Origin of the sequence: Paenibacillus septentrionalis, assembly GCF_042659865.1 — a bacterium.
Taxonomy (GTDB): Bacteria; Bacillota; Bacilli; order Paenibacillales; family Paenibacillaceae; genus Pristimantibacillus; species Pristimantibacillus septentrionalis.
Genome location: NZ_JBHSTE010000002.1, coordinates 612,047 through 623,948, shown reverse-complemented (window position 1 = coordinate 623,948; position 11,902 = coordinate 612,047). Strand labels below are relative to the sequence as shown.

At 45.3% G+C, this 11,902-nt stretch carries 11 protein-coding genes; 6 read left to right on the top strand and 5 right to left on the bottom strand.

Annotated features, from left to right (window positions below; all coding sequences use genetic code 11):
- Positions 1-66 precede the first annotated feature (66 nt).
- Together ACFP56_RS08000 and ACFP56_RS07995 are read right to left on the bottom strand one after the other, a co-directional pair.
- Complete coding sequence (locus ACFP56_RS08000; protein WP_379233062.1) at positions 67-267, bottom strand: small, acid-soluble spore protein, alpha/beta type; 201 nt, start codon at positions 265-267, stop codon at positions 67-69.
- 63 nt (positions 268-330) lie between these two features.
- The gene (locus ACFP56_RS07995; protein WP_379233060.1) at positions 331-1,323 is read right to left on the bottom strand and encodes an aldo/keto reductase; all 993 of its coding nucleotides are present in this window, start codon (positions 1,321-1,323) and stop codon (positions 331-333) included.
- A gap of 164 nt (positions 1,324-1,487) precedes the next feature.
- Here ACFP56_RS07995 and ACFP56_RS07990 point away from each other — a divergent pair, with 164 nt between their 5' ends.
- The 5 genes from ACFP56_RS07990 (at position 1,488) to ACFP56_RS07970 (ending at position 6,156) form a co-directional block, all read left to right on the top strand.
- A complete protein-coding gene (locus ACFP56_RS07990) occupies positions 1,488-2,975 on the top strand; it encodes an alpha-N-arabinofuranosidase (RefSeq protein WP_379233058.1) in 1,488 nt (495 codons plus the stop codon).
- Between the two features lie 15 nt (positions 2,976-2,990).
- Positions 2,991-3,275, top strand: a complete 285-nt coding sequence (locus ACFP56_RS07985) for a DUF6171 family protein (protein ID WP_379233055.1) — start codon at positions 2,991-2,993, stop codon at positions 3,273-3,275.
- A 97-nt stretch (positions 3,276-3,372) separates the two neighbouring features.
- Positions 3,373-4,164, top strand: coding sequence for an ABC transporter ATP-binding protein (locus ACFP56_RS07980; protein WP_379233053.1), 792 nt, complete (start codon positions 3,373-3,375; stop codon positions 4,162-4,164).
- A gap of 24 nt (positions 4,165-4,188) precedes the next feature.
- The gene (locus ACFP56_RS07975; RefSeq protein ID WP_379233051.1) at positions 4,189-5,025 is read left to right on the top strand and encodes an ABC transporter permease; all 837 of its coding nucleotides are present in this window, start codon (positions 4,189-4,191) and stop codon (positions 5,023-5,025) included.
- A 33-nt stretch (positions 5,026-5,058) separates the two neighbouring features.
- Positions 5,059-6,156, top strand: a complete 1,098-nt coding sequence (locus tag ACFP56_RS07970; protein WP_379233049.1) for an ABC transporter substrate-binding protein — start codon at positions 5,059-5,061, stop codon at positions 6,154-6,156.
- Positions 6,157-6,266: 110 nt separating this feature from the next.
- Here ACFP56_RS07970 and ACFP56_RS07965 read toward each other — a convergent pair whose 3' ends face one another.
- The 3 genes from ACFP56_RS07965 to ACFP56_RS07955 all read right to left on the bottom strand — a co-directional run bounded on the left by ACFP56_RS07965 (position 6,267) and on the right by ACFP56_RS07955 (position 10,666).
- Complete coding sequence (locus ACFP56_RS07965) at positions 6,267-8,375, bottom strand: hypothetical protein (RefSeq protein ID WP_379233047.1); 2,109 nt, start codon at positions 8,373-8,375, stop codon at positions 6,267-6,269.
- Between the two features lie 220 nt (positions 8,376-8,595).
- The gene (locus tag ACFP56_RS07960; protein ID WP_379233045.1) at positions 8,596-9,408 is read right to left on the bottom strand and encodes an aldo/keto reductase; all 813 of its coding nucleotides are present in this window, start codon (positions 9,406-9,408) and stop codon (positions 8,596-8,598) included.
- A 91-nt stretch (positions 9,409-9,499) separates the two neighbouring features.
- On the bottom strand, positions 9,500-10,666 hold the full coding sequence (locus ACFP56_RS07955) for an iron-containing alcohol dehydrogenase (RefSeq protein WP_379233317.1): 1,167 nt from the start codon (positions 10,664-10,666) through the stop codon (positions 9,500-9,502).
- Between the two features lie 168 nt (positions 10,667-10,834).
- Here ACFP56_RS07955 and ACFP56_RS07950 point away from each other — a divergent pair, with 168 nt between their 5' ends.
- Positions 10,835-11,749: an ArsR/SmtB family transcription factor gene (locus tag ACFP56_RS07950; protein ID WP_379233043.1), complete on the top strand. Its 915-nt coding sequence runs from the start codon at positions 10,835-10,837 to the stop codon at positions 11,747-11,749.
- Positions 11,750-11,902: the final 153 nt, after the last annotated feature.

Sequence of the window (11,902 nt, the reverse complement as noted above, 5' to 3'; positions counted from 1 at the left end):
GGCTGCTTTCTTCGCCGTTAAATGGTGTGAAAGCAGCCTGGCAGGCAGGGTACATATGTGAAGAGGTTAGTATCTATTCGATATCTGCTGCTGACCAATCTCGACTAGCCGCTTAGTGATGTAACCGCCGATCGTTCCGATGTCCCGGCTCGTCATATGACCGTAATAGCCATCTGGCGGGAGCTGAATACCAAGCTCCTGAGCGATTTCAAATTTCATGCGTTCAATCGCTAGTTTAGCATCAGGATGTAACACTCTGGTTCTCATGGTCTATCACTCTCCTTTAATGCTAGTATGAGTGAAGGATTGGATAATTATGCACCATTTTCCTTATGGAAGGATTACTGGCTGGAATGTACCACTGGCGGCAGCATACAGCGACCACCATTCCTCTCGGGTCATTAGTTCCGCTTGCCGCTCAGCATCCTGACAGGCAAGCACGCGAGCGGCGTTGGTTGTTCCGAGAACGGGCTGAATACCAGCTGGATGCTTCATGAGCCAGCCTAGCAGAATGGCTTCCTTGCTTGTTTCTTTTTGTTGTGCAAGCTGCTCAATATAGCGGGCGGTCAACAGGTCTGCCTCAGTTGCATCAGGCCTGCTTGCACCCGTGTAACGCCCCTGCGCGAGTGGACCCCATGCCTGGATCTGAATGCGCTGCTGCTGCATGTACGGCATTAATGCAGGATCAAAGCTGACAGCCCCGCCTTCATTGCGATTAATGAGCAGTTCTTGATCGAGAAAATGACGATGTGCGAGGCTCAGATGAAGCTGGTTGACAATAAACGGCTCTTGAGTAGCTGAGCGCAAATATTCAATCTGAGCGGAGTGCATATTGGAAACTCCAAAGTGTTTCACCTTGCCGCTTTTCTTCAGAAGCTCGATTGCTTCCGCGACTTCCTCAGGATCCATTAATGGATCAGGGCGATGCAATAGCAGCAGGTCAATATAGTCTGTACCGAGACGGTTAAGAATCCCATCTACTGAAGCTACGATATGAGATTTTGAGAAGTTATAGCGCACAGGCAATGCTTCATCTGCGAGCTGTATGCCGCATTTGGATTGAATGAAAATTTGCTCACGCAAAGAAGGTTTTGCTGCAAGCAGCTCGCCAAACATACGCTCTGCTTTTCCTCTTGTATAAATATCTGCATGGTCAAAGAAGTTAATTCCGATGGAAAGCGCCGCATCAACGACTGCTTCCAGCTGCTTCATATGCTCCAACGTATAAGGCTCGGCTTCATCCCATGAGCCGCCAAACCCCATGCAGCCAATTGCTAATCGACTTGATAGAATGCCGTGGTGATGCAGAGGGATATCTTTCACTAAAACCTCTCCTATCTTCCAAAATTTTCATAGCAAAATTATTATAGCAAACTATTAGAAAAGGTGTTGTCAAATACAGAAATAAACATTATGATAGCAGTAGAATTAATATATCAAATTATGGATTAATAAAATTATTAATTTAGGAAAAGGGTGAATGTACAATGTCTAACAACAAACTAACGATTAATGCAGATCAAGTGTTATCCACAATTGACCGTCAAATCTATGGTCATTTTTCCGAGCATTTAGGCCGCTGTATCTATGAAGGCATTTGGGTTGGAGAAGATTCTCCAATTGAAAATACAAAAGGAATTCGTAACGATGTACTGAAAGCGCTTAAGGAAATTCAAATTCCAGGCTTGCGCTGGCCTGGAGGCTGCTTTGCCGATGAGTACCACTGGAAGGATGGAATCGGTCCTAGAGAACAGCGCAAGCGCATGATTAATACCCATTGGGGCGGCGTTGTTGAAAACAATCATTTTGGCACGCATGAATTTATGCAGCTATGTGAGCTATTGGAATGTGAGCCTATCATCTGCGGTAATGTGGGAAGTGGAACGGTTCAGGAGATGTCTGAGTGGGTTGAATACATGACTTTCGACGGCGTATCGCCAATGGCGGAGCTGCGCGCTCAAAATGGCCACGAAAAGCCTTGGAAGCTAAAATATTTTGGTGTGGGCAATGAAAACTGGGGCTGCGGTGGTAATATGCGCCCTGAATATTATGCTGATCTGTATCGTCGTTATAGTACATACGTACGTAACTATGGCGACAATAAAGTGTTCAAAATCGCCTGCGGTCCTAACGTGGATGATTATCGCTGGACGGAAGTGTTGATGCGTGAGGCAGGTCGTTATATGGATGGACTTTCTCTGCATTACTATACAGTGCCGGGCGTATGGGAGAAAAAAGGCTCAGCAACTGGCTTTGCAGAAGAAGAATGGATTGAAACGTTGATTAAGACGCAGCGCATGGATGAGCTAATTACAAGACATTCCGCGATTATGGATCAATATGATCCGAGCAAGCGTGTAGCTCTTATCGTAGATGAGTGGGGTACATGGTATGATGTTGAGCCAGGTACGAATCCAGGTTTCTTGTATCAGCAAAATACGATTCGTGATGCGCTTGTTGCGGCGTTGAACTTTAATATTTTCCATGCGCATAGCGATCGCGTTCGTATGGCGAACATTGCACAGGTCGTCAATGTATTGCAATCTGTTATTTTAACAGAAGGCGAGAAAATGATTTTGACGCCGACTTATCATGTGTTCAATATGTACAAGGTTCATCAGGATGCGAAGCTGCTTCAGCTTGATCTTCAATCTGAAGACTATACAAGTCATGGCAAAACAATGAAGGCGGTTAGCGCAACAGCATCCGTTGATGCAGAAGGTGCTGTTCATATTAGCTTGGCTCACGTTGATCCTACGAAAACAGCAACGCTGAACATTGACCTGCGTGGACTTGTGAAGGATCAATTCAAGGTGGAAGCTACGGAGCTTACGGCGACAGAGCTTGACGCGCACAATACGTTTGACAACCAGAATGTTGTAAAACCAAGTGCATTTACTTCTTTCGAAGTGAATGGCCATCAGCTAAGTGTTACCCTTTCTCCTATGTCTGTAACGACAATTAGCATTCGCTAATTATGGAGCATTGATATGGTAGCTGAACCTAATCGCAATTGCCGTGGCTGTGGGCCTCAATATGAGGTGACAGAAGCGCAGATAGACCGCATTCTGCAGGCTCCGATGTTTCAGGATGAAACAATTGTTGTGCCAGATGCAGTCTATCAGGAACGGCTAACTGCTTGTCACAGCTGTGAGCATTTGCAAAACATGCAAACCTGCTTGCTTTGCGGTTGTTTTGTTCGCGTATCGGCTTATTATCGGACCAAAAGCTGCCCTAATGTGAAAAATCGCAGCTGGGGACCTTATACAAACTAAATAAATAGTGATAAAATAAGAGCTGCTACCTTCACCTTGTGTGAAGCTGGCAGCTTTTTGTTTAGGAAGTGTTGTTAAAATAGGAAGCAGAAGTTAGGTGAAGCATTTGTCCTTTATAGAGGTGAAAGAGGTTAGCAAGCAGTATCGTCAACGGGATCAGATGACCGATGCTTTAATAAATATTAGCTTATCAATTGAGAAGGGGAAGTTTGTCAGCTTGATCGGCCCAAGCGGCTGCGGCAAATCCTCCTTGCTTCGCATTATTGGGGGATTGGTGAAGCAGGATTGTGGCGAGGTCAATATTGGTGGCATGACACCAATGGAAGCACAAAAAAGAAAACAGTATAGCTTTGTCCCGCAATCACCCGCCTTGTTCCCTTGGCGTACGGTTCTGCAAAATATGCAGCTGCCGTTCGAGGTAAATCGTAAAGCAACGGGCGACACTGCCAAGCAGCATGAGCTTGAGTTGATCGAGCTGCTGCAATCAGTAGGGCTTGGCGATTTTATCCATGCGTATCCACGGATGCTTTCAGGCGGCATGCAGCAGCGGGTCGGCATTGCGCGCGCATTCGGCTCTGGCGCTCCTATTTTGCTGATGGATGAGCCGTTCTCTGCATTAGATGAGCTAACCAGAGAAAAAATAAGCTATCAACTACTGAATATTTGGCAGGAGCATCAGAAAACAGTAGTATTTGTTACACACAATATACGAGAAGCCGTGCTGCTGTCAGATGAGGTTGTTATTATGAGTCCGAGACCCGGACGCATCAAAAAAACAATTTCTATTGATTTGCCTAGGCCTCGCACAGTTGAGCTTGAAGAAAGCCAGCAGTTTCAGCAATACATAACAGAAATCAGGGCACATTTGCGACAAGAATCGCGAGTATAATGGGAGAGGATTGTGTGAGTAACGGTGGCTAACGATGAACATGAAGCAAGAGGTTACCAGCCTCCTAAAGCAAAGCTTGCCAAGCGCTTTAAGCGATTTTACGTCCGATCATCCTTTTGGCCGCCATTAGCTGCATTTTTAGGTGTGTTTTTGCTGTGGGAGCTTGCAGTAGCAGTTTTTCAGATTAACCCGATTACGCTTCCTGCGCCGAGCGATGTGCTGGCTGAATGGGTTAATTCATTCAACTTTTATGTGAAGCATGCGTGGGTGACCTTTTATGAGGCAGTATTGGGCTTTTTACTAGGTCTCGGGGTGGCATTTGTCATGGGGGTTATTATGGCTCATTCTCCCGTACTTGAGCGAACGCTGCTTCCAATAGCTGTGCTTGCCAATGTTACACCTATTATGGCGATTGCCCCTCTTTTTATTATTTGGTTTGGTTTTGGAACGCTGCCAAAAGTATTGATTGCGGCTATTATTACATTTTTTCCAATGCTGATTAACTCGATTATGGGCTTTCGCTCTGTGGATGAAAATCATTACGAATACTTGCGTTCACTCCATGCAAGCAAGACGGAAATCTTTATAAAGCTGCGATTGCCTAACAGCTTGCCGTATTTGTTCAGTGCAGCAAAAACCTGTGTCAGCTTAAGCGTGATGGGGGCGGTTGTTGGAGAATGGAGCGGCTCCTCGCAGGGGCTGGGAAATGTTATTATGATGGCGAGCAACTATATGCAAACGACGAGAATGTTTGCGGCGATTTTTATGCTGGCCATTATGGGGATAGCATTGACTAATTTTATACGGTACGTTGAGCGCAAAGTGCTGTACTGGCATGTTTCATCTAGCAGCTGGAACTAATATTGGTAGCAGAAGGAAGAGAGGAAGACAACGATGAAACGATTGAAGCAATTATTGCTCCTGCTGTCATTGCTGGCGGTGACGGCCTGCTCTGACGAACAAAAGACAAACGAGACGGTTGATCGGCAAGATCTGCCGGCATTAGGTAGTGAGGAGCGTATTGCGCTTAATGCTAGTGCTGGAGAAATTTCTTATATGACGGGCTTTTACTATGCAGCGTCACCGCCTGATATACAAGCGGTGCTGGCAGATGAGCTTGGTTATTTTGATGAGCTTGGCCTGGAGGTTACCATTATTCCCGGTCTAGATGCAGAGGGAATGAAGTTTTTGGCTGCAAATCAGGTGCAGCTTGCAAGTTCGGGTACACCAAGTCAGGTGATACAATCCGTTGCCCAGGGTGCTGATATTAGTGGAATTGCCACATTTGGCGCGGTAGGTACAAGCGCGCTGCTTGTCATGGAAGACTCGGATATATACGAGCCTGCAGACTTAAGAGGAAAAACGATTGGCTACCATGGTGCGCTGCCTGCGAATTTGATTGCAATGCTTCAGCATAACGGCATGACGATTGATAATATTAAAGGTGTATCTGTAGGCTACGATCCAACGGTGCTATCCAGCGGAAAGGTGGACGCGCTAACGATCTATAAGTCAAATGAGCCGTATCAGCTTGAGAAGCTTGGGGAGCAGGTAAGGATTATTGACCCCGGTCAATTTGGCGCTGAAACCTCCTTTGGTGTACTTGCCGTTAACAATGAGTGGGCAAGTCAGCACCCTACAGTAGTCGAGGATTTCTTGCGAGCCCTGCTGAAGGCGCATGAATATGCCGCAGCGAATGCTGAGCAGGCTATTGAGGTGCTGGCGAAGCGTTCTGATACGCTCTACGACAAAGAGGCGGAGCTTAATCGTTGGCAGGTAGAGCTTGCGTTAATTGAGCAGTCTCGCAGCGCAGAACTTGGCGTAGGCTGGCAGACGAGAGAGCAGTGGGAGCGAGAAGCGCAGATGCTGCTTGATGCAAAGGTGATTGCAAGGTCACTGGAATCTGAGAACGTGATGAATAACGCTTTTCTTGAAGCAATCTATGAAGGCAGCGAGCTAATATGGCTGCCTGATTTGAACGCTGCGCAATAATTTAGCGTATGTACGATACTGTCGAAAACAAAACGGCTGCTTGCAGTTATGGTGACACATAACTACAGCAGCCGTTTTTCAGGTGACAGAGTGAGTTTACCTTGATTCTGTTAAGCTTCAACCGCACGATTCGAGGTGCGAATGATCTCTTGATTATCCCACAAAAGCTTGCGCAAGTTCGATTTAGAGCCTTGTATTATAAAATGAGGAATTTGATTGCTTTTGGCAATTTCGATTCCTTCCCATGTTGCACGATGAGACGTGGAGGTCAAGATCATAAACAGGGCCTGTGAGCGGCTCAGCTCTGATGCAATGCGTTCAGGATGCTCCCCTCCATCATGTACAAGTGCAGCTCCGGTTTCCTTCACAACGGATTCAAACCATTTTCTTTGGCCGCCAATAATCGTTACGGTACAATCTTCAAGGAATGGTTCGATCTTTCTGCGCACTGTTGTTTTCGTGCGAGTTTCATTCTTTTTGCGTCCTGGATGAGACTCGGTCATTTCACCATGAACACGATACAGCTTTGTTAATCTGGCAATATGGCCATCTTCTGCAACGTTGAACGTGCATGGATCACCATGTCCAGGCTTTTGAATTTCAATATCCTTGTAATGGATCGGAAAACGATTGCTTTCATCGTTAAGATCTACGCAATACCATTTTTGATCCTCATCGAACAGGACGAAGCCATCATACGTATGGACTGGAGAAAAGCTGTCGTCACCTTGGAACAAAAGCTCAATCGTGTAGTGATTCGCTCTGCCGGGATGCGCCGTAGGAGTGCAAAGCACCTCGGCTTCATGCTGAAGCTCAAGCTGTTGAACCAGGGATTCTGTAATGTTGAAAATTTCTCCGTTTTCTAGTTCTATGTAGCCGCCATGATCACGTCGATAAAAGGTGCCAAATCGTTGCGTTTCCTTTTTTTCTGTTGCTGCTACGCTTTTGAGCTCTTCAGCGGTGAATAGCTGCTCGGCTGCAATCGGCGGTTCGTTATCTTGTTCGTCACGATTATGCTGTTGCTCCGCATGCTTGAACTTATCAATCGCATCCACGATTTGCAGCATATTAAGCATTTGCTGACGGTAATATAATCGCTGTTCGTAGCTTGCTTCATCGTGTTTTAACAGGTGAAGCAAGTCGTGGTTATACGTGTCGAGCTGATTATGCATCTGCTCTGATAGCTCGTTCAGCTGCTGCTCAAGCGGGGCCTTGCTGTTGGCAAGCGTGTGAAGCTCCTCTTGACGCTGCTGTGCAAGCTGCTGCCAATTCGATGTTTGCCGCTTGCTGTCATCCAGCTCGCGCTGTATCTGCTCCAGCTGCTGATGAAGCTTGCGTATATCATCGAGGTTTGTTTTATTTTGACCTAGCAATGATGCGCGCTCCTGTAGCCAGCGCTCTTCATCCTCTTTGCGACGATAGGCTGATTCTTGTTGTATTCGCTCAAGATTGGAAATCTTCATTTCATACATCGCAATCTGCTCCTTTAACAGACTAGCATGCTGTTGAAGCTTTTCTTGTTCCTGTTGCAGCTGACGAATCGTTTTATCCTTTTGTACGTTAGTCAGCTCCAATTGCTGCCTAGTCGCAATTTCCTTGCTAATTTTATCTTCTAATATTGCAATTTTTTTCTCGAGCTTAAGCTGCTCCTGTTTGGTGTCAGCTTCATTGAGCTCAACAAGCTCACTTGCTGCCGCCGCTGTTTCCTGTATGCCAGCTGTGTCCTGCACAGAGGAGCTTTCTTGCAGTGCTTCGAGTTCCTTCAAAATCGATTGATACAATTCTTCTTGTTCTTGACGCTCGTAATGGAAGTACAGCGTCCAATATATCGCCCAGTAGCCATATTCCGCAGTGAGCTGCGGCAAATGATTTTTAATGGTTTCTAAAGAAGGCGGGTCAGCTATCGTACGATCTATTAAATAGAGCAGAAGCTGCTTTTTTAGCTTTCGATCTGTTGCTATCTTTTTAATTATTAAATTCAACTTTTTGTAAAATAAAAGCTCAGGCCATTGTTTAAGGTCTCTTCTTGTAAATGGTAATTTTAATGTTATTGCAAGCATGAGCTTGTCGTAGTTTGATAATGTCCTTACGTACTGCATCAGGCTGTTTTGTGGAAAGGCTCTGTTGACGTGAAGTTCAATGCCATTCCTATAGGCTGCGGCATTGCTTTCTGTAAGGGTATCATTATAACCCGCACCGGCTGCAGAATGTAATTTCAAGCTATCACCTCTAGTCATTTTCTGTTTAATTATTCCTTAAAAATATTCGACGTAAAGGTAAATGATTCCTGTAGGTACATAGCCTTAAAAATTGCCAGAGAGGCTTTGTTGGATTGTTTGGCATTGTGTCGATATCTCGATAACTTCGTTGAAAGAGAGGAGGAAATAGAAAAACAGCAGCTACTTTTAAGAAAGTCGCTGCTGTTTGTAGGAGTGATAATTAGAAGTTGAAATTGTCCGGATCAGCACCAAAGCGTTGGTTTCGATTCAGAGCGGAGATTTGCTGCATTTCCTCTGCACTCAGCTCGAAATCAAAGATTTGGCTATTCTCAACTAGGCGGGAAGACGTTGTTGTTTTTGGAATCGTAATAACGCCATTTTGAATATCCCAGCGAAGTACAACCTGTGCAGGTGTCTTACCATGTTTTGCAGCGATCTCCTGTAAAAGCGGCAGATCAAGATTACCTTGCATTAGCGGGCTCCATGCAGTCATACGAATGCCTTTTTCTTCACAGTAAGCACGAAGCGGCTCTTGTGTTAGAAGCGGGTGGTATTCGACCTGATTAACTGCTGGTATTAAACTGCTAACAGCTGCTATATCATCAAGGTGATGGGTTTGGAAGTTGCTGACGCCAACTGCGCGTGCATAGCCTTTGCTGTAGATTTCCTCAAGCGCCTTCCAGGTATCCTGATATTTGCCTTTTACCGGCCAGTGAATTAGAACAAGATCGACAACATCCATATTAAGCTTGCGTCGGCTTTCATCGAATGCAGCAAGAGCTTGCTCATAGCCTTGATTGCTGTTCCAAATTTTCGTTGTGACGAAAATGTCCTCGCGGTTCACACCGCTTTTTGCAATACCTCGACCAACACCTTCCTCATTGCCGTAAGCAGCAGCAGTATCTATTGCGCGGTAGCCTTTGCTGATCGCATCAAGTACGACACGCTCGGCTTCCTCATCACTCACCTTCCATACACCAAGTCCAAGCATTGGCATCGATACACCATTGTTTAATGTTACGTTTTGGCTCATGCTAAGCACTCCTTTACCTTTTTATATAAGAATGTTCCTATTAGATTAAGCTATTGAAAGCTGTTAACGATTATCGGTTGCTGTGCGTTGCCTAAAGGCACATTTTCAATATAGCGAGTACATCATCTTTGTGCAGCTGCTTGAACGAGCCAATCGGACCGTAGCGTACTGCCTCTTCAGCCATACGCTCTAGCTGGCTGTCGTCAATATTGAATTCTGCAAGTGTAGTTTCGGAGCCGATGCGCTTAAAATAAGCTTGTGTTGCCTCAATTCCTGCCAGCGCAAGCTCATCTGTAGTCTTGCCTTCGGGAGAGATTCCCCATACTCTCACTGCATATTGCGCGAAGCGCTCAGGCCTTTCGCTATACACATATTTCATCCAGTTAGGAAATACAATGGCTAAGCCTGCTCCATGCGGAATATCGTAGATCGCGCTAATTTCATGTTCGATGCCATGAGACGCCCAGTCATTTTGCATGCCAAGCGATATTTGACCGCCATTTAGCGCCATTGTGCTGCACCACATTAGATTAGCGCGTGCTGCTGCATGCTCTGGGTTTTCCAAGGCTGGCTCGACATTTTCAATCACCGTTTGCAGAATTGATTCACAGAAGCGTTCCTGCAAAGGGGTATTGTCGGTTAAGCTGAAATACTGCTCGAATACATGCGACATAATGTCAATTGAACCGTAAACCGTCTGATTTGCTGGTACAGTATAGGTAAGTGTTGGATCTAAAATTGAGAAACGCGGGTATACATGCGGACTGCCTGATCCGCGCTTCAGTTTGTTTTCCCAATCGCTGATGACCATAGAGCCATTCATTTCTGTACCAGTAGCGGACAAGGTTAGAACGGTTCCAAGCGGAATAGCGGCTTGAATACTTGCTTTGTTTGTAAAGAAATCCCAAACATCGCCTTCATATGGCACACCTGCTGCAATTGCTTTTGCAGCATCGATAACACTACCACCGCCAACTGCCAAAATAAAATCAAGCTGATGATCGCGCACCAATTTGATTCCTGCATTAACACTCGTTAAGCGAGGATTAGGCTCAATGCCTCCCAATTCCACTACTCGAACGCCCGCTTGATTCAGCTGCGACTTAATGGAATCGTATAGACCTGTTCGTTTAATGCTGTTTCCGCCGTATACTAGAAGCACGTTTTTGCTGTATGTAGCAGTTACTGATCCTGCCTCGCTTGCTTTTCCTTCACCGAAAATGATGCGTGTAGGATTATGAAAAGAAAAAGGTAAAATATTGATCCCTCCTCATTAGGATAACTCGCAGGTTAATGAATGCGTGTTTATTTAATTTCTTCACTATTGTATTTCATGGAAAATCGAGTGTCAATCGGATTGAACATATTGATTAATTAACTTTCAAGTTATACAATAGAGTGGATTTTGTTGAAAGGGAGAATACATATGGAAGTCTCGGTGAATCAGGATAACTTTTCAATACTTGAGTGCTTTTCATCACCTACTAGAATTCGCATTATTGAATTGCTGAATGAACGGCCAATGAATATTCGATCGCTATCGGAAGCGCTTGATATTAAACCGCCCATCGTTACACGTCATATTCAAATGCTCGAGCAGGCAGGCATTGTTGCAAGCGAGTTGATCGCTGGTAAACGAGGTCAGCAAAAGCTATGTTCTTTAAAGCTGGAGCAGATGGTCCTGAATTTTAGAAGTCAGATACACAATAAGAAACCAAGCGTTCAAAAATACGATGTGATGATTCCAGTCGGCATGTATGCGGATTATGAGGTGAAGCCAAGCTGCGGTCTTGCCTCTGAGCACAGTATGCTTGGGATGTGCGATGACCCTCGTTACTTTGCAGATCCTGTTCATCGAGATGCTCGTGTTGTATGGTTTAGCAGCGGGTTTATCGAGTATCGCATCCCGAATTATATGCTGTATAACGAGCAAGCCAGCTCCCTTGAGGTGTCGCTTGAAATTTGCTCAGAAACACCTTGCTCATCGTCTCATTTGCAGCCTTCAGATATTGTATTTAGCTTTAATGGCATTGATGTAGCGGTATGGACCTTTCCAGGTAAAATTGGAAAAGGAACAGCAATTTTCACACCACAATGGTGGCATAAAGATATTCAACACGGTGTGATGAAGCATATTCGTGTTAATGAGCAAGGAACGTTTATTGATGGTGTACTCGTATCCAATATGACGATTGATGCGTTATCATTATGTGCTGACGAAGAAATTGTTATGCGTATTAGCAGCCGCAGTGATGCAAAGCGCTGTGGCGGGGTGACGTTGTTCGGCAGCGGGTTTGGCAATTACAATCAGGATATTCATTGCACGATTACTTGCAAGTAAAGTAGCCGCTGCTGCAACATCTGTAGAGCAGAGCGGTAAATAAGTATTGCTTCGATGATATGTAAGTGTTGCGATGCAGCTACTCGTTGAGGGCGGAATCAAAGCTGCGCCGCCCATACTCGCTTGCACAGGCTTTTGTGCCTCGTTTTGTTG